The following is a 26879-nucleotide window of genomic DNA, read 5'->3' as shown; positions in this document are numbered from 1 at the left end:
GTGGTGCACCCAGAGCGATTCGAACGCCCGACCCTCAGATTCGTAGTCTGATGCTCTATCCAGCTGAGCTATGGGTGCACAATACCATTTTTTCCAACACACAAAATGTACCGCAAACCCTAAAAGGGAAAGTGGTGCACCCAGAGCGATTCGAACGCCCGACCCTCAGATTCGTAGTCTGATGCTCTATCCAGCTGAGCTATGGGTGCGTTGGAGGTGGCCCTTTAGGAAGGGAATCGGACGGGGTCAACGCCTATATCGCGCCTTCTGCCCGTAAAATGCATTAACCGGCGGAAAGGTAGCGACCCAGCGCCTCGGCAAGCGGATAATCGAGCGGCGGCATGGACAAGGAAGCGATCGCCCCGGGCGCCAGCCAAGCCAGCTCCGCCGCCTCCAGAGCGGTCGGCACGCCTTGCCAGCTACGGCATACGTAAAGGAGTATGACCAGCGGGCGTGACGGCCCCTTGCCGCCCTGCTCCGCCGGCACCGTATGCCCGCTGGCAAAGCCCACCGCCTCCAGCGAGCCGATATCCAACGTGACGCCCAGCTCCTCGGACAGTTCGCGGACCGCCGCCTGCTCCGGCGTTTCGCCCGGATCGACCTTGCCTCCGGGAAATTCCCATAAGCCGCCATGCACGGCCCCGAAATCGCGCCGCTGCATAAGGACGCTGCCGTCGCCTGCATCAAGCGCGATGGCGACCACCAGCATCGGTGTCGGAAAATCTTGCAGTCGAACCTCCTGGCTTAAAGGCAATTTAACGCACCGGTGCGATCCCGGCGCCCTCTTGCGGGAATTATACGGTGAACATGCTGCCACAGCGCATTCTTTCGACGATCACGAAAAGCGAACGCGGCACGTCCTCGGTCGAATATGGGCTGATCCTTGCATTCATCGTCCTGATCGTCCTCATCGCGATCCAGGCGACCGCCACCCAGACCGTTCAGTTGTGGACGGATATCGCGTCAAAATTTTCTTCGGCACAGCCAAAAAACTGAATTCACCGCAAGCACGGAACAATCTGACTTAAACCTTTGTCAACGATTGCACTGTAGGGAACAAATTGTCCAAGGCGCAGAAGAGAGACTGAAGCGAGGCGGACCGGGTACACTAGACTGCTTTATCAGGAGACAATTCATGAAGTTTCTCGCCAAGCTGCGCCGCAACGAAAAGGGCGCCACCGCAATCGAGTACGGTCTGATCGCCGCTCTCATCGCAGTTGCCGCCATCGCCGCCATGCAGGGCATGGGTTCGCAGCTGATGTCCACCTTCGACAAGACTTCGTCTAAGATGGCGGAAGGCGTCGGTGAGTAATTTCCTAAACGGGATTACTTCGAATTGGGGCGGCAGGGAAACCTGCCGCCCTTTTCGTTTGTTTGCGATACCTTGTATCAAACACCCGGAAGACCGCGCCGGTTCAGTAGGTAACCAGCTTCACCTTGTGGCCCGGCGTCAGCGCCGCATTGGCCTGCAGCCCGTTCAGAACCAGGAACCGGTCCACCCGCGCATCCGAATAGGCCATTTTCGCCGCCAGAGTCTGCACGGTGTCGCCTGCCTTTACAGTCACCACATCCAGTAACCGGGGTTTCACGCTGCCCGCATCAGCGGCAGAAATGCGCCGTAGCGAGCGGAACATCGGAGTGAAGACGTCCGCCCCTCCCTGCTGCGCCAGCGTCACGAAGTGGTAGGCCTGCCCGTTGCCGAAGTCATAGGCGAAAACCACCACGTCGACAGTGCCGCTGGAAGACTGCACCCGCGCCGTTCCGTAGGCAGCAGGGATGCCGTTCACCGTGGTCTTCTCGACGGCGGTTGGCGTAATTCGCGCCTGATCCGATTCGGTCAGTCCGGCAAAGACCGTGTCGATGTACGAATCGAGGGTGCCGCTAAGCCTACCGCCGGAAAACTGCGCCTTGCCCGATGTTCCGCTGATCGACACCGAACTGGCGCCGTTGACCATGAAAAAGCCATCGGGCGCCTCGAAGCCGAAACGCAGCACCGGATGCGTGTACTTCCGGCCGTCGACCACACCCTGCTTGGGATCGTCGCCATAGACCAGCCCCTCGATTCGGCTGAGGAACACATCCCGGTTCGTCGTGCCCGTCGCAGAATTTCCGGCGTACGTCATGGCCGTGCGCACCCGTGATGCGGGATCGGGGTGGGTCGAGGCCCATTCCGGGGTTTCGCTGGTCCCGCCGCGCAGCTGTGCTTCCAGGGCGTTCTGGCGCGCCAGGCTTTCGAGCACTGTCGCCATGGACCGAGGATCGTAGCCCGCGCGCTTGAGGTAGGTGATGCCCAACTGATCGGCCTGCAGTTCCTGCGAGCGCGAAAACTTGAGCGTCAGCAGCTGAGAGCCTTGCGAAAACACCTTCTGGCCAAGCTGCCCGAAGGCATTGTCGCCCAGCACCGCCCCTGCCAGCACCGAGCCGAGCAGGCCGATGATCTGGTTGCGCTGAGCGGCCTTTTGCCGCTGCGCCGAATGGCGCGCGGCAACGTGGCCGACCTCATGCCCAAGCACCCCGGCGAGTTCCGCCTCGTTATTCATCAGCGCGGTCAGCTGGCGCGTCACATAGACATAGCCGCCGGGTATCGCGAAAGCGTTGTTCACCGGCGAATTGAGCAGCGTCACCGTAAAGTCTCCCGCCGTGTTCGACAGCCCCGACTGCAATGCGATCTTCTTGCCGACCTGCTCGACGTAGCTGGCCTGCGCGCCGGTGACCGCCCCGCCGAACTCAGCCAGCAGTTCCGGATGGGCCTTGGCGCCCTGCGCCTTGTCGGAGGGGCTGATGGCGTAGACTTTGGCCGCCTGGGCAGCCTGCGCGTCCAGCGGCGCCGGTCCGGTCAGCGTGCACAGCAAGCCCACAGCGCCCAGTGCGGTAACCCCGCGCAGTACGGTTTTCGAGGCTTGTTTCGAATTGATGGCCATGTCGCTTCCCTTCCCTGCACGAAGCGTCGCCGCTTCGCGTTGGCTCTCAAGTATTCTTCCCGTGTCGAGGAACGAGGCGGCAGATGCCTTGTTCCGCCCGCCTACTGCGCCTTGCCGCCCGCCAGCGGATGGCGCGAGTTCACCAGCGCGACCAATCGCGCGCTATCGACATGGGTGTAGATCTGGGTCGTCGCGATATCCGCGTGGCCCAGCAGCATCTGCAATACGCGAAGATCCGCCCCGCCTTCCAGCAGGTGCGTGGCAAAGGCATGACGTAGTACGTGCGGCGACACCCGCTCGGGATCGATCCCGGACCGCGCCGCCAGTGCCCGCAGCAATTGAAACAGCCGCACCCTCGTCAGGTGACCGCTCGCCCCGCTCGACGGGAAGAGGTAACGCGAGGTGCCTTTGCGCACCAAAAGCCAACGCGACAGCACGGCCTGCGCGCGGGTGCTGACCGGCACCATGCGCTGCTGCCCCCCCTTGCCGGTGACATGGAGGAAGGGTGCATCGCGCGGCACCGCCGTCAGCGGCAGCGAAACCAGCTCCGTTGCGCGCAGGCCCGAACCATAGAGCATTTCGAGCAGCGCCAGCAGCCGCACCGCACCGTGATGCTCGCTAACCGCCTCCTCGTCGGCGGTGGCGAGGAAACGCTCCACCTCCTCATGACTAAGCAGGCGCGGCAGGGGGCGGCGGGTGCGCGGGCGCGGCAGCGCGGGCGATGGATCGTCGGCGCGCAGTCCCTCGTCGATCAGGAAACCATAGAACTGGCGCAAGGCAGAGCACCGCCGCGCAAGGCTGGAGGCGGCAAGCTGGCTCCACGCTGAACCCAGCCGCTCCAGTGCTTCAGGCCGCGCCGCCGCGACATCGCCCAGCACTTCGCGCGCCGCTTCCAGATCGCGACGATAGGCAGCAAGAGTGTTCGCCGCCGCGCCGCGTTCGGCGGCCAGCATTGCCAGGAAGCGTTCGGGGAGATCCTCTCCCGTCACCCCCTCAGACCCGGGCCACCGCTTCGGCAGCGATCATCCGGGCTTCTGCATCGAGGCCGACTTCGCGCAGGGCCGAGACGATGTGGAACAGGAAGCGCGGCGTCATGCGCTGCCAGTCGTCACCCTGCATCCCGAACCCGGCAAGCAGCACCACGCTTGCGGCATCGCCGCGCCGCGCTGCACTGTCGATCGCCTGGGTCCAGCGAGTGGTTCCGGCGATGCTCGCCCCGGTATCGGCGGAGACACGCTCCGCCTCTCCGTCGTCGATCCGGCCAAGCCCTGCAAGGCCCGCAACGAGGAAGGCCGACCGGCGCTTGTTCACGCTGTCGTCGTCGTCGACATAAGTGCCGACCGTGCCCGAATCGACCGTGGGCCCGCGCCCAGGCGCTGCCAGGACGAGCAGGCCCCAGCCGCGCGAGCCGGCATTGACCACGTTCGCCCAGCGCAGAGCATTGGCATCGTAACCCGCCGCCAGCATCGAGGCGATAAGTGAGGGTGCGCTGTCCGCCAGCGCGGCGCTGGGCGCCATGCGGGCAGCGGCAGCGGCCGTCAGCACTTCGCGCGAATACTTCAGCGGCCCGCTGACGTTCCACAGTGCCTGCATTGCCGCAAGGCGGGCAGCCGGGTCTTCCTGGGTATAGGCGTCCCGTAGGGATTCGGCGCGGTCCTGCCATTCGCCGGTCACGTCCGGGTCGGCATAAATCTGCGAATAGAGGTCTACCATCGCCGCGTTGGACAGCACACCCGCCGCCCCGGCACGGTCTGCCGCCGCAGCCCGTCGGGCAAGGCCCACCATCGGCGCCAGCGCGGTGACATAGTCATAGGATGGCCCCGCGCTCGCCATCAGGGCGGCAGGCGGCTCCAGCCCGACCCCGATAGCCAGGCCGTAGCGCCAGGAGGTCAGCCCGGTCACCTTGTCCCATTCGATCGTCACCGCACGGCGTGACTTGCCGGCCGCGCCCGCGTATTTCTGCGCGAGCAACATGTCGATCTGGTCCATCGTCCCGCGATTGCGATCACGCTCCAGCCGCGAGATCGAGGCAGTGCTGTTGCCCCGGAACGCCTCGCAGATAGTGCGGGTCACACCCCATGCGGGGTCATCACGCAGCGAACCCTGCGTCGCCATGACCGGGCACATGCCGGTGAAATCGGCATTCTTGGAATAAACGTCGAGCACAACCGCACCAATCGCCGGGTTGTAATCGGCGATGTCCATGTCCTGAAGCACCGCCCGCGCGGCGTCGGCTTCGCCCATGCGCAGCAACAGCGAGACACGCAGCGCCAGGAAGTCCTGCGCGCTCATCCCGCGCGGCGGCTGCAGGCGCGAGGCGAGCGCGCGGCGCAGGAGGATGTGTCCCCAGCGCGAAACGAGCGCACCGCGATTACCCGCAAGCGCGACCTGGATCAGGCGACCGTTCTGGATCGCCAGCGAATCGAGGGCAAGTCCGCCCTCCTCCTCATCCAGCAGCCCGGCTTCGTCGACCGAACGGCGCGACTGCGGCGGCATGTCGATCACGATCTTGCTGCCTAGCAGCCCCTCGAAATCTTCCGGCGACATGCGCGCCAGTTCATCGAGCGTGGGCACGCGCGTGAGCGTTCCCTGATCCTGCGCCTGCACCAGCGCCGGGGCTGCGGGCGTCCCGGTCGGGATGGCCTGCACCACCGGCGTCGAGACCGCGCGCGCCGCCGACGGCGACGGCGCGCTACTTGGCGCCGCCGGGCGCGGTGATGCGGGGCGCGGCGCTGCCGGACGCGGCGCTGCTGTGCGCGAGGGCGCCGGCGCCGGCTCGTCGAACATCTTGGGCAGCAGCGATTCGGGTGCGTCCTGCGCCGCAACCCAAACCGAGGTCAGCGCCAGCGCGGCGCCTGCCAGAAGGTTGACTGCCCTCATTTCGCAAGCTCCGGCAGCGGGATCGCGACAGTCTGGTCCGCCACCGGCTGAACACCCGCGTCCCTCCATGCGGCGACGCCCAGGGCGACCACGGCGAGCGGAACGGCGATGGCGATTGCTCCTGCAAGCCTGCGCCTGCGTTTCATGATCGTCACTCGTCTTCCTTCATCATGCCCGATCTTAACCGTGCTTGCGCTGCGACCTAGCGCAACTATAGGCGGTCGGGCAATGGACGTTCAACAGACCCGGTTTTCCGCGCAGGAAATTGCGGCGCTCGCCCGCCGTATCGACCGCCCGATCGTGCTGGTGGGCATGATGGGTGTCGGCAAGTCCAGCGTGGGCAAACGCCTCGCCACTCTGATAGATTGCCCCTTCGTCGATGCCGACGACGAGATCGAGCGTTCGGCGCAGATGACGATCCCCGAAATCTTCGACACTTACGGCGAAGATTATTTCCGCGACGGCGAGCGACGGGTGATCGCCCGCCTCGTCACCGAGCGGGCCAATGCAGGCAAGCCGCGAATCGTCATCGCCACCGGCGGCGGCGCCTTCTGCAATGCTGAGACACGCGCACTGATCCTCGACAAGGCGATCACCATCTGGCTCGACAGCGAGGTCGCTACCTTGGTCGAGCGTACCGCGCGCAAGGAAAACCGCCCGCTGCTGCGCGGTGGCGACCCGCACGAAATCCTCGGCCGCCTGCGCGACGAACGCGCGCCGCACTATGCTCAGGCCCCCATCCATGTGACAAGCGGCAGCGGGCCACACGTCCAGACGATCAACAAGGTTCTCCAGGGAATTTCGCAATGGCTGTGATCCCCGTCGACATCGCATCGCGCCCCTACGAAGTGCGCGTGGCAGCCGGGCTGCTGGCCGAACTCGTGCCGAATTGCCGGGGCAAACTGCGCAAACGCGGTGTGCCGATCATCACTGATTCCAACGTCCACGCCGCCTGGGGCGCCGTGGTCGAGGCATCGTTGCGCGACAATGGCCACGAACCGCACTGGCGCATCTTGCCCCCCGGCGAAAAGACCAAGTCGTGGGAAGAACTGGCCGCTACGGTGAACTGGCTGCTGGCCCTCGAAGTGGAACGCGGCGACCATATCATCGCGCTGGGCGGCGGCGTCATCGGCGATCTCACCGGCTTCTGCGCCTCGGTTCTGAAGCGCGGCTGCCAGTTCATCCAGGTGCCGACGACCTTGCTTGCGCAAGTCGATTCGAGCGTGGGCGGCAAGACCGCGATCAACACACCGGCGGGCAAGAACCTCGTAGGCGCCTTCCACCAGCCCTCGCTGGTGCTGGCTGACCTTTCGGCCCTGGAAACACTGCCGGAACGCGAACTGCTCGCCGGTTATGCCGAAGTGGTGAAGTACGGCCTGATCGACGATGCTGATTTCTTTGCGTGGTGCGATACCAATGCCGCGAAGATGATCGCCGGTGACGGCGGCCTGCGCGAATATGCGGTTGCCCATTCGGTAGCATCCAAGGCCCGCATCGTCGCCGAGGACGAGTTCGAGACGACCGGCCGCCGCGCCCTGCTTAACCTCGGCCATACGTTCGGCCACGCGCTGGAGGCTGAAACCGGCTTTTCCTCGCGCTTGCTGCACGGCGAGGCCGTTGCGCTGGGCATGGTTCTGGCGGGGCGCTATTCCGCCCGCCGCCAGCTGATGCCGCGCGCCACGGCCGAGCATATTGCCCGGCACATCGCCGAAATCGGCCTTCCCGCAAGCCTTCCCGCCCTGGGCATGGACTGCGACGGCGGGGGCCTTGTGCGCCACATGCTGCACGACAAGAAGATGGATGCGGGCACCCTGCCCTTCCTGCTCCTCAAGGGCATCGGCCAGACCTATCTCGACAAGCAAGTCTCGCTGGACGACGTCGCCGCCTTCCTCGACGAGGAACTGACGCGCACGGCGTAAACCTCAACAAAGCGGCTGCTTGATTATGGCCGGTTTCGCAAGGGCCGCGGGGCCGTTACTCTCCGCGTGAATCCCCCCGCAGCGTACCGGAGGGGGTAGGCTTTGTCGCGGCCTGCCGCCTTGCCGGACTTCGCGATATCCAAAATTGACGGCATTACATCGACGTGACATTGCTCGCGCACGCACCGCGATTGCGCATCGCGATAAGATAATTACGGGCCGAGAAAGTCACCTCATCCATGACAGCAGCCGAAGCGACACCGCAGCTCGATTTTCCCGAGGAGGCCGCGCGGGACGACCGCGCCTTCCTCGGCCACCCCAAGGGCCTGGGTTATCTCGGCGTAGTGGAGGGCTGCGAGCGGTTTTCCTACTACTCGATGCAAACGCTGCTGACCCTCTACATGGTAAAGTATCTGCTGGTCCCCGGCCGGCAGGAAAGCGTGATCGGGCTGGAGTGGCTGAAAACCCACCTGTTTTCGGGCCTCGAAGGCCAGCCACTCGCCTCCGAAATCTTCGGGACCTACACCGCGCTGGTCTATCTGACGCCGATCCTGGGCGGCCTGCTAGCCGACTTGCTGCTGGGACGGCGCGCGGCGCTGATCGCCGGCGCGGTCATCATGTCGCTCGGCCATTTCCTGATGGCATTCGAGGGCGCCTTCCTGCTGGCACTGCTTTCGCTGGTCATCGGCGTGGGCCTGTTCAAAGGCAATATCGCCAGTCAGGTGGGCGAACTCTACGGCGCCAATGACATCCGCCGGGCCATGGCATTCCAGATCTTCTACATCTTCATCAATGTCTCGGTGATCGCCGCACCGCTGATCTCCGGCACTCTGGGCGAGAAAATCGGCTGGCACTGGGGCTTCGGCGCCGCCGGCGTGGTCATGGTGATCGGCCTGCTCATCTACCTAGCCGCGCGCCCATGGCTACCGGCGGACAAGCCCAGGACCGCGAGGTCGGACCAGGCCCGCGTCAAATTCGAGCCCGGTGACGGTGCCCGCCTTGCCGCCGTGCTGGTGCTGGTGCCGATCCTCGGCTTCTCGCTGCTGACCAACCAGCAGATCTTCAACGCCTACCTCGTCTGGGCCGACCAGCAGTTCCAGTTGACGTTCATGGGCACCGCCCTGCCCACCAGCTGGATGATCACGCTTGACGCTACGCTCAGCTTCTCGATGCTGGTGGCCGTTGCCGCGTTCTGGGCCTTCGTCGGCAAACGTACCGGAAAGGAACCGGACGAGCTGGGCAAGATGATCCTGGGCTGCGTGTTCATCCTCGGCGGCGCTCTGTGCCTCTACATGGCGGCGCTGACGCAGGGGACGGGCAAGATCGGCCTGTTCTGGCCGGTGATGTTCCACCTCGTGAACTCGATCGGTTTCTCGCATCTTCTGCCGGTCAGCCTGGCCCTGTTCACCCGGCTGGCGCCGCGCGCGCTCAATGCCTCGATCGTGGGAATCTACTATCTGGCGTTCTTCGGCGCGAACCTGGCTGTCGGCAAGATCGGCACGCTGTTCGAGACGATGCCCACTACGCAGTTCTGGCTGCTTCACGCAGGGACCGCGATGGTCGGTCTGGTCGGCTTCGGGCTGTTCAAGCTGCTGCTGGCCAAGCGCCTGATGGGCGCGCCAAAGCACGCATGAGCCAGGCGGCGCACACGCACAAATGAAAAGCCCTCGGGATACCATCCCGAGGGTTTTTCATTTCATAGGCATCGTCCGCAAACCGGACAAACGCGATCAGGCCCCGACGAAGCCCCGGATCGCGCTTTCGAACAGGCCGCGCCCGTCCGTCCCGCCGTGGGTGGCCTCAATCGCGCGCTCCGGGTGCGGCATCATGCCCAGGACGTTGCCGGCCGCGTTGAGCAGGCCTGCGATCGAGCGGGCCGAACCGTTGACCTCTTCCGCGTAGCGGAAGGCCACGCGGCCCTCACCCTCTATCCGGTCGAGCGTGGCATCGTCGGCGAAGTAATTGCCGTCATGATGCGCCACGGGGACGCGGATCACCTGCCCAGCCTCGTAGGCGGAGGTGAACAGCGACTGCGCGTTGGCGACTTCGAGGCTGACTTCGCGGCACACAAAGTTCAGGCCTGCATTGCGCAGCAGCGCGCCGGGGAGCAGACCGCTTTCGGTCAGCACCTGGAAGCCGTTGCACACGCCCAGCACCGGCACGCCGCGCTCCGCCGCAGCGATCACCGCTTGCATGATGGGTGAGCGCGAAGCGATGGCTCCGCAGCGCAGGTAGTCGCCGTAGGAGAACCCGCCGGGCACGGCGATGAAGTCCAGCCCCTCGGGCAGCTGGCTGTCGCCGTGCCAGACGCGGCGAGGCGCAGTGCCCGAGACCTTCTCCAGCGCCACCGCCATGTCGCGGTCGCAGTTCGAGCCCGGGAAGGTGATGACGGCGGAAGTGAAGGCCATCAGGCGGCCACCTTCTCGATGCGGTAGTTCTCGATCACCATGTTGGCGAGGAGCTTGCGGCACATCTCGTCGATCGCTTCGTCGGAAACGCTGTCGGCCACGTCCAGCTCGAACAGGCGGCCGGCGCGCACGTCGTTGACGCCGGCAAAGCCCAGGCCTTCAAGCGAGTGATGGATCGCACGGCCCTGCGGATCGAGGACGCCGGGCTTGAGGCTGACGTGGACGCGGACTTTCATCTGAAGGGCCTTTCGCTTTGCGGGCGCAGATTCGTTGGGAGCGCCTATGACTCCCCAGCGCCGCCGGGGCAAGTCACGCTGTTGCCCCATCAGCCAGGAATGTCCCGGAAATGCGTGAAATCCGGTGCGCGAGATTGAACCGCCTCGCCCAAGCTGCCATCTGCGAGGGGCGGTCGCAGCCCTGCGCCGAAGCGGAGTTCCAAGTCCAATGACCATTTCCTTTACCGGACAGGTTGCGGTGGTTACCGGCGCCGGAACCGGGCTGGGCCGCGCCTATGCGCTGGATCTCGCCCGGCGCGGGGCGAAGGTGGTGGTCAATGATCTGGGCGCAGCGCGGGATGGAACAGGCCACTCCGACGCCGCTCTTGCTGTGGTCGAGGAAATCCGCGAAGCCGGCGGCGAGGCGATGGCGGACGGCGGCGACGTTTCCGATTATGCCCAGATGGAAGCCATGACCGCCCGCGCGAAAGAGGCCTGGGGCGGCGTCCACGTCCTCATCAACAATGCCGGTATCCTGCGCGACCGCACCTTCGCCAAGATGGACCCGGCCGATTTCGAACTGGTCCTGCGTGTCCATCTGCTGGGCAGCGCCTTTGCCACCAAGGCGGTGTGGGACACGATGCGCGAGCAGAACTATGGCCGCGTGTTGATGACAACCTCCTCGACCGGGCTGGGCGGCAATTTCGGGCAGGCCAATTACGGCGCCGCGAAGGCTGGGGTGCTGGGCCTTGCCCGCACCCTTCGGCTAGAGGGCGCGAAATACGACATCCGCGTCAATTCCATCGCCCCCACCGCAGGCACCCGCATGACCGCCGACATCTTTCCCGATGAGGCCTACAAGGCTTTCGAGCCCGGCAACGTCGCGCCTGCGGCGATATTCCTCGTATCGAGGGATGCGCCCACCGATGCGATCGTAGCGGCAGGCGGCGGGGTGTTCCAGAGCGCCTGGATCACCATGAATGACGGTATTCTCCTGCCCGAAGACCATCGCAGCGCCGAAGACATCGCCGCCGCATGGCCGCGCATCACCGACCGCCGGGAGGACCACATCTTCGAGAACGGAATGGAGCAGGCCCAGCACGCGCTTTCGATGCTAACGAAGATGTAGGCTGGGCGTCTGACGACTGCGCTCAGCAGTTCTGCCCCGGCCGGCAAGGCGGCGGACCACCCGCGCCGCCGGGACCGCCGGGACCGCCGCGCCTTGGCCCCATGCCCGGACCACCTGCGGGGCGCAGTTCATCCATGCTCAACTCGCCGTCGTGGTCCTTGTCGGCTTCGTCGAAATGCTTGCCTTCATAGGCCAGCAGTTCCTCAAGGCTGACACCGGCATCGTAATTGGTGTTGGCGCGCGCTATTGTCGTGCCGTTCAGCGGCTCGATCATTTGGACAAGCACGTAGTCGTCGGGATTGTCGCCGCTCGCCACGATGGCGTCGGGGATAGGACCGTTGCGGTCCCCGAAGGCGTTTGCATCGCTGGAGGCGGCCGAACCCATGCGCTTCTGCCAGGCCATGAATTCGGCCGGGGAGATGTTGCCGTCGCGATTGCTGTCCACGGCCTCGAAGCGGGCGCGGATCGTGGTTTCGCGGCGGGCGTCGACGACCGCGTGAAGCTCGGCGATGGTCACCAAGCCGTCCTTGTTGGCATCGGCTTCGCGGAACATGGCGGCAACGATCTTGTCGAACTGCTTGCGCTTCACCGGCTTGGGGGGACGCGGGGCGGATGGTTTGCCGCCGCCCGGCCCATCACCCTCGCCGCCGGGACCGCCGCCCATGTCTCCCATTCCGCCGCCCATACCGCCATCCATGCCCCCTGGCATGCCCTGCGCATGAACCGCGGGAGACTGGATCAGCGACAGTGAAGCCGCGGCGAGGATGAGGGAAATCTTGCGCATGCGGGCGGTCTGTCCGCGATATTTAACAGGAAGATTTCAACGCGAGAAATAATCGGCAGCAACCCGTTTTCCCGCGTTCTCAGTCTTCGACGATCTTGAGCAGTTTGCGCTCCAGCGGGCTGAGAACATTGGACAAGTCGTGCCCGCGCTTTAGCATCTGGCCGACTTCGCCAAACAGTGTCCACATGCCCTGCTTGCCTCGAAGCGCCGGACGTTTCTCGATTCGGGCCTGGGGACGCTCGGCAGCGCGGCGAAAGGCGCAGAAACTGGCGGCATCGCGCGCAAAGTCCATCGCATAGTCGCGCCAAATTCCCGCAGCGACCATGCGCCCGTAAAGATCGAGGATGCGCTAAAGTTCAAGCCTTTCGAAACCGACCTGAAGCGCGCCGCCGCCGGGAAATGGCACGACGCTGCCGGTCATAGAACCGCCACCTTGTGGGCCTGCCGCCATGCGGTTCAAAGACCCTTCAGCACCGATTCGCTTGCCCGCTCGACCCTGCGGGTCTCATGATCACGCGCGGCCAGAAGCGATTCCACCTGCGCGCGCAGCAGGGCAACCTGCTCTTCCAGTTCGTCCACCCGTTGGTTGCCGACAGGCTCGCACGGCTCCTTGCAGGGCGTGCCGTAAGGCATGAACTCCTTGGCGTAAGTTTCCGCCTTGACCAGCGTGGAGCGCGCCTTGACTCCAATCATCGTAGCGCCTTCGGGCACATCTTCGGTGACTACGGCGCTGGCACCGATGCGCGCGCGCTTGCCGATGGTCACCGGGCCGATGATCTGCGCGCCGGAGCCCACGATCACGTTGTCGAGCAAGGTTGGGTGGCGCTTGCCGCCCACGCCATTGGTGGGGTTTGAACCGCCCAACGTCACGCATTGGTAGATCGTCACGTTGTCACCGATGATCGCGGTTTCGCCGATGACGGTGAATCCGTGATCGATGAAGAAATTCTTGCCGATGGTCGCACCCGGATGGATGTCGATCGCGGTCAGAAAGCGCGAAAGATGATTCACCACCCGCGCCAGAAAGAACAGGTCGGCCTGAAACAACGCGTGGGCTATCCGGTGCCAAAACACCGCCCAGACACCGGGATACAACAGGACTTCCCACCGCGAACGCGGTGCGGGGTCCCGCGCGACGACGGAATCCAGGTAGCGGACAATATCACCCAGCATTACCCGAATCTCCCATCAATCGGCTCGGTTTGCAACTACCCTGCAACAGATGCGCCCTTACGGCTCCCTGGTGTCGCCGCCTTTAGTCTCAATCAGGGCGTCGCGCCAGATCGCCATGGTAGGCGCAACCTTACGCTCGAGACTGAGCCGGTCGATGGCGGCGACCAGACGTTCGACGCCCAGATGGCTACGCTCGCATCGCCCTGCAAGGTACTGGATCGCCGTTTCATCGAGGATGAGCCCGCGCATCTCGGCGTGGATCTCGATAAGGCCGGCCAGCATGGCATCGTCCGGCTCGCCGATCTCCAGATCGAGCGCTGCGCCCAGCCGCGATGACAAGTCGGGCAAGGTCACCCGCCAGCGCGCCTCCGCCCCGGCGCATTCACCGTCACCTGTTCCGGGCGCGAAGCGGTTTTGCGCGACGATCAGTAGCGGGCGGCCGCTTTCCTGCGCACGGTTCCAGCGGTGGAACAGCGCGTCCTCTTCCATGAGATGAGCATCGTCGATGGCATCGCCCGCGCCCGAGTCGGCGAACCAGCGTGCCAGCAGCGACTTGCCGGAACGGGCCGGGCCGGAAAGAATTGCGGTTCGAAATGGCCAGCTGCCGGGTTCCAGCAGTGCGTCGACCACGCCGGAGTTGGCGGCGGCCACGACAATGCGCGGCGGGCTGTCGCTCGCAGCGGACAGCGGAAGGGCGATCTGCCTCATTACCGGGTGCAGCCTTAGCGGCTGATCCTGAGTGCGCCGCCACCGCTCGACACCTTCCAGCCCTGCGCGCGCAAGGCCGAAGCGATGCGTTCGGAACCGCCCGCAGCGGTGACGCGCATGACCGAAGTGCCGCCGATGGCAAGGCTGACCGTCGCGGCGCCCTGAACACCGGGCACACCGCGAACCGCAGCCAGCGCCGCATCCACCGCCGCCGCATCGGGCGTGGCGAACTGCACCGTGACGGTCTCGACCGGGGCGCCGCTGACATCCTCGGCGCGAATGGTCGGGGTAGGCTGGGAGATAACCACGGCCGGCAGATCGTCGCCCTTGGGCATGAGCTTCTGGCGCAGTTCCTCGAAAGCGCGGTCGAGTGCGACGCCGCCGGCATTGATCGTCGGATCGGGCTGCAGCACTCCCTGCGAAAGCGCATCGCGGTAAAGCCCGTCCACCCGCGTCACCGCCTGGTCAAGCATCCGCGGCAGATCCTGCTCGCTTGCCGCCGTCATCGTGAAACTGCCGAGGAACTTGTTGTCGGGGCCGTAGCGGGCCGTGAACGTGCCGTTGATCGGACCGCCCGGCCACTGTCGTTCCAGCCGCGCGACCGGGCTGACCACGTCGGAAGCTTCGAACTGCCCCAGTACCGTGCGCCACCACAGACGGCTGCGGCGGCCCTGCTGGCCAGCGGTAAGAATAAGAGATTCGCCGCCAGATCCGGCCGGACGCACATAATCTACCGGGCTGGCCGCTGCCTGGAATTCCGCCCAGGCCTTCTGCCAGGGACCGCGAACCTCGAAGACCTGACGCACGCCGCCCGATTGCAGGACCGGCAGCAGCAGCAGCGGCGGCGAGCGCGGGCCGGTGCCCGCACCGCTGCCTACATATTGCCCCGCCTTGGCCTTGTCGAAAATCACGCCCAGCGTCGCCATGTACCTACGCGGGCCTACCTGCTCGTGGCCGATGACCACCGAGGAGACCATCGCATCGATCGATTCGGTCGGCATGTCCGGGCCGCCCAGCTTCTTCCAGGCTTCCTTTTCCGCCTGCTTCCAGCCGGCAAGCCGTGCTTCCGCCCCGGTCTTGCCGGTAACGTCGACCTGGATGCCGTTGACCTGGATATCCTCGGAATTGGCGAGCGGGGCGATGCCGCGATCGCCTTCGATCTGGGCAGCGAGTCGCACGCCGCCAACGACGCAGAGCGCAAGCGCAGCTACGCCGCCGATGATCAGCGCCTTGCGCCCCATTGGACTAATGCGGGCAGACCGCAGGGTTTTTTGGGAGATCGTGTACGCCATCTGTCGAAACCGTGGGCCTTTTGCCCAAACGGCGATGGAAATCCAAGTCACAAAGCGCTAGGCGCGCCCAATGTCCGACGATAACTCTCAGAAGAGCTACAGCTACGAGCAGGCCGGCGTCTCGATCGCGGCCGGAAATGCGCTGGTCAAGGCCATCGCCCCGCTCGCGAAATCCACCGCCCGGCCCGGCGCAGACGCGGAGCTTGGCGGCTTCGGCGGCTTCTTCGATCCGCGCGCAGCCGGCTACAAAGACCCGCTGCTGGTCGCCGCCAACGACGGCGTCGGCACCAAGGTCAAGCTGGCGATCGATCATGACCGCCACGACCAGATCGGCATCGATCTCGTCGCAATGTGCGTCAACGACCTGATCGTACAGGGCGCGGAGCCGCTGTTCTTCCTCGACTATTTCGCCACCGGCAAGCTGGAGAACGGCGTCGCCGAACGAGTCGTCGCCAGCATCGCCGATGGCTGCAAGATTTCAGGCTGCGCGCTGATCGGCGGCGAAACCGCTGAAATGCCTGGAATGTATGCCGCCGGCGACTACGACCTCGCCGGCTTCTGCGTCGGCGCGGTGGAGCGCGGCGAGCAGCTTACCGGCGACAAGGTCGCTGAAGGCGACGTGCTGCTGGGCCTCGCCTCCTCTGGCGTTCACTCGAACGGCTACTCGCTGGTGCGCCGCCTTGCCGAGGATAAGGGCTGGAAGCTGAACCGCCCTGCACTGTTCGACCCCGAAGTGCTGCTGATCGACGCCCTGATCGCGCCCACGCGTATCTATGTGAAGAGTCTGCTGCCCTTCGTTCGCCCAAAGGACGGAAAGCCAGCTCGCATCCACGCCCTCGCCCACATCACCGGCGGCGGCCTGCTGGAGAACATTCCCCGCGTGCTGCCCAAGGGCCTGCATGCGCGGATCGACGCCGATGCCTGGCCCCAGCCGCGCCTGATGGCGTTCCTGCAGGCGCAGGGCCACATCGAACCGGGCGAGATGGCACGCACCTTCAACTGCGGCGTCGGCATGGTGCTGGCGGTCGCAGCGGACGAAGTCGCCTCGCTCACCGCCGATCTCGAAGCAGCGGGCGAAACCGTCTTCACGATCGGCACTATCGTGGCCGGCGAAAAGGGCTGCACCGTTACCGGTTCGGTGGAGACCTGGTCCGCGCAGGAACCTTGGGAAGCCGTCCACCTTGGCTGACAGGGCTAAAGTCGCCGTCCTGATCTCGGGCAGCGGCACCAACATGGCCGCGCTGCTCTATGCCAGCCGCGCGGCTGACTGCCCTTATGAGATCGTGCTGGTAGCGGCCAACGATCCCGATGCGAAGGGTCTGCGCCTGGCCGAAGCGGAAGGCCTTGCAACCTTCGCGCTCAGCCACAAGGGCATGAAGCGCCCCGAACACGACGCGGCGATGGACAAGGCGATCCGTGCCAGCGGCGCCGCATGGGTTGCTCTGGCCGGCTACATGCGCATTCTCACGCCGGAATTCGTGGGCAAGTGGGAAGGCCGGATGGTCAACATTCACCCCTCGCTCCTGCCCAAGTATACCGGCTTGCATACCCATGACCGGGCGATCGAAGCGGGTGACAGCCACGGCGGCGTCAGCGTCCACCTCGTCACCGCGCAGCTGGACGACGGCCCCGTGCTGGGCCAGACTCCGGTTGCGATTCTGCCCGGCGACACGGCGGACAGTCTTGCCGCCCGCGTGCTGATCGCCGAGCACCAGCTCTATTCGCGCTGCCTCGCCAGGCTCGTCACGCGGGAAACCAGCCCCGAATGGCTGCTTGAACGCGTGCGCGAAAGGGCGATGGAAATGCCCGAGGCGGAAGAAACCGTCAGCCACGGCATGGCCTGCTTCGGCATCGTGAAGGGCAAGAAATTCGCCTACGTCAGCGCCGATCATCACGGAGACGGCCGCGTCGCCTTGCTCGTCAAGATCAGCGGGCCGGATGAACAGGCCATGCTGATCGAACAGGACGAAGCGCGCTACTACCGCCCCACGTACTTCGGCGGCGACTGGATCGGCATCCGCCTGGACCTGGGCGATACCGACTGGGACGCGGTTCGCGATTGGCTTTGCCGGTCCTGGCGCTCCGTAGCGCCCAAAAAGCTGACGATCCTGCTGGACGCTGCCGACGCGTTCTGAGCCTCAACCGGCTCAGATTTCGGTATATTCTACCTGAGGCCTGCTTTCGCGGGTGCCACGATAATGCTTCGCCGGGTCCTGCGGATCGCCCGCGATCAGGACATGATCGTCGTGCACTTCGACCAGGGTGCCGACGAAAGGGAAACCTTCGAGGCTGCCGTTGACGCGAAAGCTCACGGTGTCGCCGATCTTGAAGGTTTTCTCATCGAAGTTGAATTCAAAAGGGCAGTTCTCGCCCGTTTCGCCCATGTCCTGCATCGCCGCTCTCCTTTGGCGAAACACCGTACAGCGGCGATCCGCAGTGGATCAAATCCAAATGACATGGCACGCAGCGCCGCCCCGATATCGGGCGGAGGTACACGCGGGGATCAGTGCGAGGTGATCGCGGCGCTTACGCTGATTGCGCCGGGCGAGGCGACTGCGCCGCGCTGGTCCGAAGCGCCGGACGACGCCGTGCTGGCCGCCTGAGATAAAAGGACCGCCCCCAGAAACGAAAGGGATCCGGCAATGATAATGGTTCTGGTCATCGAAACGCTAGATCCCGCAACGAGGCCCGCAGCCCCTTTCTCAAGCGCCGACGCTTAAGCGCACTTGCGAGTCGAGCCAAAGAAAAAGGCCGCCGAAACCGGCGACCTTCATCCTGGTTACGAAGAGTTAACCTCCGCAATTCAAGTTGGGCAATCAGCCCACCAGTTCTTCCGGCTTGAAGAAGTAGGCGATCTCGATCGCTGCGTTCTCTTCCGAGTCCGAACCGTGGACCGAGTTTGCTTCGATCGATTCGGCCAGTTCCTTGCGGATCGTGCCGGCATCGGCGTTCTCGGGGTTGGTGGCGCCCATGATGTCGCGGTTGCGCTTCACGGCGTCTTCACCTTCGAGAACCTGAACCACGACCGGGCCCGAGATCATGAACGAGACGAGGTCGCCGAAGAAGGGACGCTCGGCGTGGACGGCGTAGAAGCCCTCGGCCTGCTCCTTGGACATCTGGATGCGCTTGGAAGCGACGACGCGCAGGCCGGCTTCCTCAAGCATCTTGGTGACGGCGCCGGTCAGGTTGCGACGGGTTGCGTCGGGCTTGATGATCGAAAATGTGCGGGTGACCGACATGGAACTGTTCCTTGCGAAATGGGAAAGCGTGAATTGTTGGGCGCGCCCCTAGCGGGCTTTGCCGGGGGCGGCAAGCGGGTGAGTGCATGCTTCACCGGAGCGTGTGCGGGAGGGGGCTTCGACAGGCTCAGCGTGAGCGGGATTTGAGAGCGAACGACTTTCCCACGGCGGCGCCCGAATTCAAGGCAGTTTCCCCGACCCGCTCAGGCTGAGCGTGTCGAAGCCCCCAAACGGTTATCCCGCCTGAACCCAGCGCCCGCCTTCCTGCTTCCAGTAAAAGTGTTCCACCCCTTCGCGGGCGCGCAATTCGCGCCAGACCTGCCGGGCCTGCTGCACGCTTTCATCGTCGAACATATAGAACGTGCGCGCGAAAGGCATCTCCCCCTCACGCCACTGGCCATCGGCGATGGCAAGGAACGCCGCGCCATTGGCCGGTTCGGGCGTGTCGGAGAGAAGGATCGGCTGACGATCCTCATCCCCCTGCCCGGCATGGCCGTTGGCGAGAAACGTCTCGGGCAAAAGCGACCACAGCGCGCGCGAAATCCGCATCCGCTGATCCTGATTGCCCGAGACGACGAGCAGGCGCGCGTTGTCCGAAAGAACTTTGCGCGCGATCAGCGGCAAGGCCGCCTCGGCGGGGTCGCGGCTTAGCTGGTAGAAGTCCACGCGCATGAGCGGCGACCCTTTTTCGCTCACGCTTCCAGCGTATCGCGCACGAAGCGGTCGAGCAGGCGCACGCCGAAGCCGGTTGCGCCCTTCTCCCAGGTGGCGCCTGCCTTATCGGTCCATACGGTGCCCGCGATGTCGAGGTGTGCCCAGGGAGTGTCGTTCTCGATGAAGCGCAGCAGGAATTGCGCCGCCGTGATCGAACCGCCGGGACGCGGGCCGACGTTCTTGATGTCGGCGATCGGGCTGTCGATCATCTTGTCGTAAGCCGAACCCATCGGCATGCGCCACAAGCGGTCGCCCGAAGCTTCACCGGCAGCGTTCAGTTCGGCGGCAAGCGCGTCGTTGTTCGAGAACAGGCCGGCATATTCATGCGCGAGACTGAGGATGATTGCACCGGTCAGCGTGGCAAGGTCGATCACCTTGGCTGGGCTGTACTCGCGCTGCACCCAGGTCAGCGCATCGCACAGGACGAGGCGGCCTTCGGCGTCGGTGTTGATGACTTCGATGGTCTGGCCCGACATCGAGGTGACGACGTCACCGGGACGCTGGGCATTGCCGTCGGGCATGTTCTCGACAAGGCCGCAGACGCCGATGACGTTGGCCTTTGCCTTACGCAGTGCGAGCGCGAGCATGGTGCCGGCAACCGCGCCGGCGCCGCCCATGTCCCACTTCATGTCTTCCATGCCGCCGGCCGGCTTGATCGAGATGCCGCCGGTATCGAACGTCACGCCCTTGCCGACAAAGGCCACGGGCTTCTCGCCCTCGGTGCCGCCCAGCCATTCCATGACGAGGATGCGCGCAGGGCGAACCGAGCCCTGTGCAACGCCAAGCAGCGAACCCATGCCGAGCGCAGCCATGTTCTTGTCGTCGAGGACGCGGATGGTGAGGCCGGTGCCTGCCATGCGCGCCTTGCAGCGCTCCACGAAGCTCTCGGGGTAGATGATGTTGGCGGGTTCGGTGACGAGTTCGCGGGTGAAGGACACGCCCTGGCCGATCGCCTGCTCGATCTCCCAGGTGACCTCGGTGCCTTCCGGCGCGCCGACCACGGAAATTTCGGCAAGGCTGGGCTTGGCGTCCGCGCCCAGCTTGGTGCGGTAGACATCGTGGCGCCACGAGCGCAGGACCGCGCCCAGCAGCGCGCCGGCGGCTTCTTCAGCAGAAAGAGCCGCGCCGGTCAGGTCCAAGGTCAGCGCAGTCTCGCCGCTGGTCAGGTACTTGGCGACTACATTGGCGCCCGCACGCTCGATCGCACCCTTACGGTCCTTCGCCGAAGCCTCGCCGATGCCGGCAAGCGCAACGCGCACCACATTGCCGCCGCGCTCGGCGAATCCCTCGAAGACCTGGCCCGCTTTACCCGAAAACCGCGCCATCTTTGCACCCTGCGCCAGTACCGGCTCAAGGTCGGCTGGCAGTGCGTCCTGATTGACGAAGCGGGCGACGAGGCGAACATTGGGGGCAATTGCCGCGCCAAGGAACTGGATCTTCATGGATTCTCCTGGATTTCCCCGGTGAAACGCTGATCTTGTGCGCTTCACCGCATGACTGGATTGCAGTTAGGCACAGGCGATGCGATAGGCAACCCATGCTCCCGCCTGCGCAGAACCCGCTGCAAGCCCCGATCCGTTCCAAGATCCGCCGCTTGCGCCCTCTTTCCTTGCGCGTGCTGGCTTTGGGCATCGCTGCTGCACCCGTTTTTTACACCGCCTTACCCGGCGCGGCTTTGGCCCAGGACGTTTCGCGTCAGGTCGACACCGGCCCGATGGAAGGCCAGCCCCCTGCACCACCGCCGGCCACCGCCGATGCGGAGCCGGTCGCCTTCGAGGCGGATGACGTCCAGTACGAGCAGAACAGCGAACTGGTCACCGCGACCGGTAACGTGGTGCTGCGCCGCCGCGACGAAAAGGGCCAAGCCCAGTCCGTCCGCTCGGATAAGGTCACTTGGGACCGCAACAGCGGGAAGATCCTGGCCGTCGGCAACGTGCGCCTCGTCGATCAGGACGGCAACCAGCTCTATACCGAGCAGGTCGAACTGACCGACCAGCTCAAGACCGGCATGATGGAGAACATGCTTCTCGTCATGCGCGAGGGCGGCAGAATGGCCGCGCTCAAGGGTGAGCGAATCGCCAATGGCGACGTCATCCTCAACCAGGCGGCCTACACCGGATGCGACGTCACCGATGACGACGGCTGCCCCAAGAAGCCGACCTGGCGCATCGTCGCCAAGCAGGTGGTCTATTCTGAAGAACAGAAGCGCGTGCGCTTCAAGGACGCGCGGATCGAGCTGTTCGGCATCATCCAGCTGCCGCTGCTGGGTCTGACAATCGGCACGGATGGCGGTTCGGTTTCCGGCTTCCTGATGCCTGACATCCGCTCCAGCCCGTCGAACGGCTTTGAACTCTCACAGTCCTACTTCTGGAAGATCGCCGAAAACCGCGACCTTACCGGCACCGTTTCGGCCTATACCGGGGCTGCGCCGATGGCCTCGGTGCAATATCGCGCGCTGACCGATCGCAGCGCGTACCAGATCACCGGCTACGCGACGTCCAGCAGCAGGATTCCCATTGCCGGCGGCTCGGACATCACCAGCCCCGATGGGAAGCGCGCGTTTCGCGGCTACATCTTCGCCAACGGCCGCCTGCAGCTTGACGATAACTGGAGCGTGACCGGCTCGATCCGCCGCGCCACCGACCGCACGTTCCTGCGCCGCTACGACCTCAGCCGCGACGATCGCCTGCGCTCGACCATCGAGGTGGAGCGGATCGACGACGACAGTTACTTTTCCTTCGCCGGCTATACCACGCAGACCATGCAGTCGGACCGCGTGCAGGGGCAGATTCCGGTCGCCCTGCCGGTGATCGACTATCGCCGCCGCATCGATGATCCGCTGCTGGGCGGCAAATTCGAACTTCAGGCCAATACGCTGGGCATCATGCGATCCAACGGGCAGGATACCCAGCGCGCCTTCGCCAGCGGGCAGTGGTCGCTGCGCAAGCTGACCGGCATGGGCCAGGAAGTGACGCTGACCGGCCTCGTGCGCGGCGACGTTTATCATTCGGACGAGAATCTCAAGACCGACACCGCGCTCTACCGAGGCACGGAAGGATGGCAGGGCCGCGGCATCGCCACGGCTGCCCTCGACGTAAAATGGCCGTTCGTCGGCCAGGTCTTCGGCGGCACCCAGGTGCTGACCCCTCGCTTCCAGGTGGTAGCCAGCCCGAAGATCAAGAACCTCGCGATACCCAACGAGGATTCGCGCGCGATCGAACTGGACACCGGCAACCTCTTCGCGCTTAACCGCTTTCCCGGCTACGACCGGATCGAGGATGGCGTGCGGTTCACCTACGGCTTCGACTGGCAGTTCGAGCGCCCACGCTGGCGGATCAAGACCACCGTCGGTCAGTCGGTCCGCCTGTCCAACCGCGCGACCGTGCTGCCCGACGGCACCGGCCTTGCCAACAAGACCTCTGACATCGTCGGCCGGACCGAAATCCGCTACCGCGACGCTATTAATTTCGTGCACCGCTTCCGCGTCGACAAAGACACCCTGGCGGTACGCCGCAACGAATTCGACGCGGTCATCGGTAATACCCGATCCTACCTGGAAGTCGGCTATACCAAGCTGAACCGCGACATTTCCGAGGAAATCGAGGATCTCCAGGACCGCGAGGAACTGAGGGCCGCAGGACGCATCGCCTTCGCGAAGTACTGGTCGCTGTTCGGCTCTGCAGTCGTCAACATGACTGCACGTGAAGAAGACCCCGACAACGGCTCGAACGGCTTCCAGCCGCTGCGTACCCGCTTCGGCGCCGCTTACGAAGACGACTGCATCCAGATTTCGCTCACCTGGCGCCGCGATTATGTGGCCCTGGGGGACGTAAAGCGCGGTGATTCCTTCCAATTGGGCTTTGCGTTGAAAAACATAGGGGCGCATTGACCGGGCCCAAGAGGCTGGCTGCGGAAACCTGCTCATGCCCGGCTTGTCGAAGCCGCCGCCAGCATCCTGCGATGTACGTGCCGGAAACATTGGCACTCCCGAGCAAAGCCGCTATCGGGTGTGCTCATTTTCAGTTAAGCCGCCCCGGGGCACGTGGGGACAGGTACGCAATAGAATACGGCAGGCCGCTCCAGCAGGGCGCCTGCCCGGGATGATCCGGCTTCGGCCGGTCGAAGACGGGATTGAAATCACGGTGCAAGCAGTCAATACGCTCAGCCAGACCAGGCGCAGCAGGTTCATCAGGCGAGCATTCGTTTCCGTCGGCAGCCTGGCCGCACTCGCGTCGGCGCTCGGGGCCGGCACGGTTCAGGCGCAGTCGGCGCCCCAAGGCGAGATCGTCATCCCTGACGACGTGAAGATTTTCGGCAACGACAATCCCAACCTGCGCCGCGCCACGGCCGTGGTTAACGGCGACGTGATCACCGGCACCGATGTCGACCAGCGCCTCGCCCTCATCGTCGCGGCCAACCAGGGCAAGATCGACGAAGAGGAAATGAAGCGCCTGCGCCTGCAGATCCTGCGCAACCTCATCGACGAGACTTTGCAGATCCAGGAGGCCAAGGCTGCCGATGCCGCGGTCGCCGACGCCCAGATTGACCAGTCCTACGCCCGCGTGGCGCAGCAGAACTTCAATCAGAACGTCGGCGCGATGGATGCGTACCTCAAGCGTATCGGCTCGTCACCGGAATCGCTGAAGCGCCAGATCCGCGGTGAACTGTCGTGGCAGGCCCTGCTACAGCGCAACGTCCAGCCCTTTATCAACGTCTCCGACGACGAAGTGAACGAGAACCTTTCGCGCCTCAAGGCGGCCAAAGGCACCGAGGAATACCGGCTCGGCGAGATCTACATGTCGGCCGCGCCGGACGCGCGCCAGCAGGTATATGAAAACGCCACGAAGATTGTGCAGCAGCTGCGCTCGGGCGGCAGCTTCGTCGCTTATGCGCGCCAGTATTCGGAAGCCACCACCGCATCGGTCGGCGGTGACCTGGGCTGGGTCCGCCTCGCCCAGCTTCCCAGCGAATTGCAGGTCGTCGCGCGTGACCTCGAAACCGGCCAGCTGGTCGGCCCGGTCGAAGTGCCCGGCGGTTTCGACATCCTCTACCTAATCGACAAGCGCCAGGTACTCACCGCCGATCCGCGCGATGCGGTCCTCTCGCTCAAGCAGATCTCGCTGCCCTTCCCCAAGGGCGTCAGCGAGGCTGAGGCCGGCAAGCGCGCCGAATCCTTTGCGGCAGGCATCAAGGCGGCCAAGGGCTGCGGCGATGTCGACAAGGTCGCCACAGGTCTTGGCGCCCAGGTCGTGACCAACGATCAGGTCAAGGCACGCGACCTTCCGGCCCAGATCCAAACCTCGATCCTCCAGCTTTCGCCCGGCGAAACGCTGCCCCCGTTCGGCTCGCTAGACGAGGGCATTCGCATCCTCATGCTTTGCGGCCGCGACGATCCGCAGGTCAACGACGGCCCGAGCTTCGAACAGCTCCAGGCCCAGCTCGAGGACGACCGCGTCAACAAGCGCGCGCAGACCTACCTGCGCGATCTGCGCCGTGACGCGATCATCGAATACAATTGATCTTCGAGCGGGGCGGCTGACATGACCCCTGGAAAGCCGGGGGCCGCCCCTCACACCGTTTTGCCGCTTGCCGTTTCGCTCGGGGACCCTGCGGGCATCGCCCCCGAAGTGATTGTCGAGGCATGGGTTCGACGAGAAGAACAGGGGCTTGCCCCGTTCTTCGTCGTCGGCGGCGCGGCCGTCCTGCGCGCGGCCGCCGCATCGCGCGGTCTTGACCTTGCGGTAGCGCGCATTGCCCATCCACAAGATGCGCTGGCTACATTCGCCGCCGCCTTGCCCGTTCTCGGCGACGAGGACTGCGAACCCTCATTCGGCGAACCGACTGTGGACGGCGCCCGGCTCGCACTCCATTCGCTGACACACGCTACTCAGCTGGCGCTGTCCGGGGAAGCGGGCGCCGTGGTTACCGGGCCGATCGCCAAGTCGAAGCTCGCCGGCGTCGGCTTCACCCAGCCTGGGCAGACCGAATTTCTTGCAGACGCCTGCGGCGTCCCGCACGAAGACGCGGTGATGATGCTGGCTGGCCCTTCGCTGCGCACTGTGCCGCTGACTGTTCACGAAGCGCTCAGTGCCGTGCCAGGCCTCGTCACCCGCGAACTCATCGAGCGCAAGACCCGCATCGTCGCCCTGGGCCTCGCCCGCGATTTCGGCCTTGCCGCCCCCCGCATCGCCATCACGGGCCTCAATCCCCATGCGGGCGAGGACGGGCGCATGGGAACCGAGGACCGGGATGTCATCGCGCCCGCCATCGCCGCCCTGCGCGCCGAAGGTCTGACCGTCACCGGACCGCATCCCGCCGATGCCCTTTTTGCCGCGCACGAGCGGACCCGCTACGACGTGGCCTTGTGCATGTACCACGACCAGGCCCTGATCCCGATCAAGACGCTGGATTTCGATCAGGGCGTGAACGTCACTCTCGGCCTACCCATCGTGCGCACCTCGCCCGACCACGGCACCGCCTTCGCCATCGCCGGTAAACACAAAGCCAGTGCCGGCGCCATGATCGCCGCGATCCGCATGGCGGGTGAATGCGCCGCCAGGAGATCCCTTTGACCACCGTACCCGCCCTACCCGCCCCCAGCCTGCCGCCCTTGCGCGAAGTCATCGCCCGGCATGGCCTTTCGGCATCCAAAGCGCTGGGCCAGAATTTCCTCCTCGACGAGAACCTGCTGGACCGCATCGCCGCGATCCCCGCTTCGCTTGGCGACCAGCATGTCCTCGAAGTTGGCCCCGGTCCCGGAGGCCTGACGCGGGCACTGCTGCGCGCAGGTGCCAGCGTCACCGCTGTCGAAATGGACCCGCGCTGCCTGCCTGCGCTCGCGGAAGTGGAAGCAGCGTTTCCCGGCAAGCTGAAAGTCATCGAGGGTGACGCGCTCAAAATCGCCCCCGCGTCGCTGTTTGACGGCCCTTATCACATCGTCGCCAACCTGCCGTACAACGTCGGCACCGCGCTGTTCATCGGCTGGCTTTCCGGCGAAACCTGGCCGCCGCAGTGGGCTTCGCTGACCCTGATGTTCCAGGAGGAAGTGGCCCGCCGCATCATCGCCGAGCCAGATACCTCCGCCTATGGCCGCCTCGCGGTTCTGGCGCAGTGGCGCTCCACCGCGAAGCTGGCGATGAAAGTCCACCGCAGCGCCTTCACCCCCGCGCCCAAGGTCATGTCGGCAATCGTCCACGTCACCCCGGCCGAGGCGCCTGAAGGTGTCTCGATGCGGGTGCTGGAACGGGTGACGGAGGCCGCGTTCGGCCAACGCCGCAAGATGCTGCGCCAAAGCCTGAAGGGCGTACCCGGCGCGCTGGAAGCCTTGGAGAACCTGGGAATCGACGCCCAGCGCCGCGCCGAAACGCTTTCGGTGGCAGAGTTCGTCAGCATCGCGAAAGTGCTGACCAAACCAAAAGGCTGATCGCTTCCCGAAGCACATCCGGCATCGCAGGACTACCGCAAACGAAAAAGGGCGGCGCATCACGCGCCGCCCTT

The 26879-nt window shown here is 64.9% G+C and carries 29 protein-coding genes and 2 tRNA genes; 13 read left to right on the top strand and 18 right to left on the bottom strand.

The features are described 5' to 3' along the window. Window position 1: 1 nt before the first annotated feature. The 3 genes from V474_RS01790 to V474_RS01780 form a co-directional block, all read right to left on the bottom strand. Window positions 2–78, bottom strand: a tRNA-Arg gene (locus tag V474_RS01790). 54 nt (window positions 79–132) lie between these two features. After that, window positions 133–209, bottom strand: a tRNA-Arg gene (locus V474_RS01785). 74 nt (window positions 210–283) lie between these two features. Further along, on the bottom strand, window positions 284–709 hold the full coding sequence (locus tag V474_RS01780) for a (deoxy)nucleoside triphosphate pyrophosphohydrolase (protein ID WP_059149840.1): 426 nt from the start codon (window positions 707–709) through the stop codon (window positions 284–286). A 92-nt stretch (window positions 710–801) separates the two neighbouring features. On the opposite strand from V474_RS01780, the gene V474_RS01775 reads away from it, so the two are divergent. Both V474_RS01775 and V474_RS01770 read left to right on the top strand, forming a co-directional pair. Beyond that, a complete protein-coding gene (locus tag V474_RS01775; RefSeq protein WP_407938309.1) occupies window positions 802–996 on the top strand; it encodes a Flp family type IVb pilin in 195 nt (64 codons plus the stop codon). Between the two features lie 139 nt (window positions 997–1135). Next, the gene (locus V474_RS01770) at window positions 1136–1312 is read left to right on the top strand and encodes a Flp family type IVb pilin (protein ID WP_059149838.1); all 177 of its coding nucleotides are present in this window, start codon (window positions 1136–1138) and stop codon (window positions 1310–1312) included. A gap of 103 nt (window positions 1313–1415) precedes the next feature. Here the strand turns inward: V474_RS01770 and V474_RS01765 are convergent, their stop codons facing one another. From V474_RS01765 to V474_RS26005, 4 genes are all read right to left on the bottom strand, one after another. Further along, a complete protein-coding gene (locus V474_RS01765) occupies window positions 1416–2921 on the bottom strand; it encodes a M48 family metalloprotease (RefSeq protein ID WP_082699555.1) in 1506 nt (501 codons plus the stop codon). Between the two features lie 101 nt (window positions 2922–3022). Then, entirely contained in the window at window positions 3023–3910 is an 888-nt protein-coding gene (locus V474_RS01760; protein ID WP_269085123.1) for a tyrosine recombinase, read from the bottom strand. A 4-nt stretch (window positions 3911–3914) separates the two neighbouring features. After that, the gene (locus V474_RS01755; protein WP_059149836.1) at window positions 3915–5801 is read right to left on the bottom strand and encodes a hypothetical protein; all 1887 of its coding nucleotides are present in this window, start codon (window positions 5799–5801) and stop codon (window positions 3915–3917) included. Continuing rightward, the gene (locus V474_RS26005) at window positions 5798–5956 is read right to left on the bottom strand and encodes a hypothetical protein (RefSeq protein WP_169794982.1); all 159 of its coding nucleotides are present in this window, start codon (window positions 5954–5956) and stop codon (window positions 5798–5800) included. The genes V474_RS01755 and V474_RS26005 overlap by 4 nt, the downstream gene beginning before the upstream one ends. Before the next feature lie 73 nt (window positions 5957–6029). Between V474_RS26005 and V474_RS01750 the strand changes: the two genes are divergently transcribed. From V474_RS01750 to V474_RS01740, 3 genes are all read left to right on the top strand, one after another. Continuing rightward, a complete protein-coding gene (locus V474_RS01750) occupies window positions 6030–6617 on the top strand; it encodes a shikimate kinase (RefSeq protein WP_059149835.1) in 588 nt (195 codons plus the stop codon). Then, a complete protein-coding gene (gene aroB, locus V474_RS01745) occupies window positions 6608–7720 on the top strand; it encodes a 3-dehydroquinate synthase (protein WP_059149834.1) in 1113 nt (370 codons plus the stop codon). Before V474_RS01750 ends, aroB begins: the two co-directional genes overlap by 10 nt. A gap of 239 nt (window positions 7721–7959) precedes the next feature. Continuing rightward, window positions 7960–9354: a peptide MFS transporter gene (locus V474_RS01740; RefSeq protein ID WP_059149833.1), complete on the top strand. Its 1395-nt coding sequence runs from the start codon at window positions 7960–7962 to the stop codon at window positions 9352–9354. 96 nt (window positions 9355–9450) lie between these two features. Here the strand turns inward: V474_RS01740 and purQ are convergent, their stop codons facing one another. Both purQ and purS read right to left on the bottom strand, forming a co-directional pair. Beyond that, window positions 9451–10128, bottom strand: coding sequence for a phosphoribosylformylglycinamidine synthase subunit PurQ (gene purQ, locus V474_RS01735; protein ID WP_059149832.1), 678 nt, complete (start codon window positions 10126–10128; stop codon window positions 9451–9453). After that, window positions 10128–10364 carry a phosphoribosylformylglycinamidine synthase subunit PurS gene (purS, locus tag V474_RS01730; RefSeq protein ID WP_043975373.1) on the bottom strand — a complete coding sequence of 79 codons (237 nt, stop codon included), beginning with the start codon at window positions 10362–10364 and terminating at the stop codon, window positions 10128–10130. The genes purQ and purS overlap by 1 nt, the downstream gene beginning before the upstream one ends. Window positions 10365–10572: 208 nt before the next feature. Here purS and V474_RS01725 point away from each other — a divergent pair, with 208 nt between their 5' ends. Next, window positions 10573–11472: an SDR family NAD(P)-dependent oxidoreductase gene (locus tag V474_RS01725; protein WP_059149831.1), complete on the top strand. Its 900-nt coding sequence runs from the start codon at window positions 10573–10575 to the stop codon at window positions 11470–11472. A 22-nt stretch (window positions 11473–11494) separates the two neighbouring features. Here the strand turns inward: V474_RS01725 and V474_RS01720 are convergent, their stop codons facing one another. The 5 genes from V474_RS01720 to V474_RS01700 form a co-directional block, all read right to left on the bottom strand. Further along, window positions 11495–12256, bottom strand: coding sequence for an EF-hand domain-containing protein (locus V474_RS01720; RefSeq protein WP_059149830.1), 762 nt, complete (start codon window positions 12254–12256; stop codon window positions 11495–11497). 79 nt (window positions 12257–12335) lie between these two features. After that, window positions 12336–12602 carry a DUF2794 domain-containing protein gene (locus V474_RS01715; protein WP_269085126.1) on the bottom strand — a complete coding sequence of 89 codons (267 nt, stop codon included), beginning with the start codon at window positions 12600–12602 and terminating at the stop codon, window positions 12336–12338. A gap of 110 nt (window positions 12603–12712) precedes the next feature. Next, window positions 12713–13429, bottom strand: coding sequence for a serine O-acetyltransferase EpsC (gene epsC / locus V474_RS01710; RefSeq protein ID WP_059149828.1), 717 nt, complete (start codon window positions 13427–13429; stop codon window positions 12713–12715). 57 nt (window positions 13430–13486) lie between these two features. After that, a complete protein-coding gene (locus tag V474_RS01705) occupies window positions 13487–14137 on the bottom strand; it encodes a P-loop NTPase family protein (RefSeq protein ID WP_059149827.1) in 651 nt (216 codons plus the stop codon). Between the two features lie 14 nt (window positions 14138–14151). Then, window positions 14152–15429 (bottom strand): hypothetical protein, encoded by a 1278-nt coding sequence (locus V474_RS01700; protein ID WP_059149826.1) that lies wholly within the window; start codon window positions 15427–15429, stop codon window positions 14152–14154. A gap of 70 nt (window positions 15430–15499) precedes the next feature. Between V474_RS01700 and purM the strand changes: the two genes are divergently transcribed. Beyond that, entirely contained in the window at window positions 15500–16618 is a 1119-nt protein-coding gene (gene purM, locus V474_RS01695) for a phosphoribosylformylglycinamidine cyclo-ligase (protein ID WP_059149825.1), read from the top strand. Beyond that, complete coding sequence (gene purN / locus V474_RS01690; RefSeq protein ID WP_082699554.1) at window positions 16611–17564, top strand: phosphoribosylglycinamide formyltransferase; 954 nt, start codon at window positions 16611–16613, stop codon at window positions 17562–17564. Before purM ends, purN begins: the two co-directional genes overlap by 8 nt. Window positions 17565–17576: 12 nt before the next feature. Here purN and V474_RS01685 read toward each other — a convergent pair whose 3' ends face one another. Then, a complete protein-coding gene (locus tag V474_RS01685; RefSeq protein ID WP_059149824.1) occupies window positions 17577–17822 on the bottom strand; it encodes a hypothetical protein in 246 nt (81 codons plus the stop codon). A gap of 63 nt (window positions 17823–17885) precedes the next feature. Here V474_RS01685 and V474_RS26000 point away from each other — a divergent pair, with 63 nt between their 5' ends. Beyond that, window positions 17886–18032, top strand: coding sequence for a hypothetical protein (locus V474_RS26000; protein ID WP_169794981.1), 147 nt, complete (start codon window positions 17886–17888; stop codon window positions 18030–18032). A 213-nt stretch (window positions 18033–18245) separates the two neighbouring features. Here the strand turns inward: V474_RS26000 and ndk are convergent, their stop codons facing one another. The 3 genes from ndk to V474_RS01670 all read right to left on the bottom strand — a co-directional run bounded on the left by ndk (window position 18246) and on the right by V474_RS01670 (window position 20824). Continuing rightward, complete coding sequence (gene ndk / locus V474_RS01680; RefSeq protein WP_043975382.1) at window positions 18246–18668, bottom strand: nucleoside-diphosphate kinase; 423 nt, start codon at window positions 18666–18668, stop codon at window positions 18246–18248. A 234-nt stretch (window positions 18669–18902) separates the two neighbouring features. After that, window positions 18903–19340, bottom strand: a complete 438-nt coding sequence (locus tag V474_RS01675; RefSeq protein WP_059150725.1) for a DNA polymerase III subunit chi — start codon at window positions 19338–19340, stop codon at window positions 18903–18905. A gap of 20 nt (window positions 19341–19360) precedes the next feature. Beyond that, window positions 19361–20824: a leucyl aminopeptidase gene (locus tag V474_RS01670; RefSeq protein ID WP_059149823.1), complete on the bottom strand. Its 1464-nt coding sequence runs from the start codon at window positions 20822–20824 to the stop codon at window positions 19361–19363. Window positions 20825–20919: 95 nt separating this feature from the next. Between V474_RS01670 and V474_RS01665 the strand changes: the two genes are divergently transcribed. From V474_RS01665 to rsmA, 4 genes are all read left to right on the top strand, one after another. Continuing rightward, window positions 20920–23271 (top strand): LPS-assembly protein LptD, encoded by a 2352-nt coding sequence (locus V474_RS01665; RefSeq protein ID WP_059149822.1) that lies wholly within the window; start codon window positions 20920–20922, stop codon window positions 23269–23271. Window positions 23272–23524: 253 nt separating this feature from the next. Beyond that, window positions 23525–24901: a peptidylprolyl isomerase gene (locus V474_RS01660; RefSeq protein WP_059150724.1), complete on the top strand. Its 1377-nt coding sequence runs from the start codon at window positions 23525–23527 to the stop codon at window positions 24899–24901. A gap of 21 nt (window positions 24902–24922) precedes the next feature. Further along, window positions 24923–25954, top strand: coding sequence for a 4-hydroxythreonine-4-phosphate dehydrogenase PdxA (gene pdxA, locus V474_RS01655; protein ID WP_059149821.1), 1032 nt, complete (start codon window positions 24923–24925; stop codon window positions 25952–25954). Further along, entirely contained in the window at window positions 25951–26805 is an 855-nt protein-coding gene (rsmA, locus tag V474_RS01650) for a 16S rRNA (adenine(1518)-N(6)/adenine(1519)-N(6))-dimethyltransferase RsmA (protein ID WP_236710508.1), read from the top strand. The genes pdxA and rsmA overlap by 4 nt, the downstream gene beginning before the upstream one ends. The last annotated feature ends 74 nt before the right edge of the window (window positions 26806–26879 follow it).

The organism is Novosphingobium barchaimii LL02, assembly GCF_001046635.1.
In the GTDB taxonomy this organism is placed as follows: Bacteria; Pseudomonadota; Alphaproteobacteria; order Sphingomonadales; family Sphingomonadaceae; genus Novosphingobium; species Novosphingobium barchaimii.
Note: the sequence above shows the minus strand (reverse complement) of the source record. Positions and strands in the feature narration are given on the sequence as shown.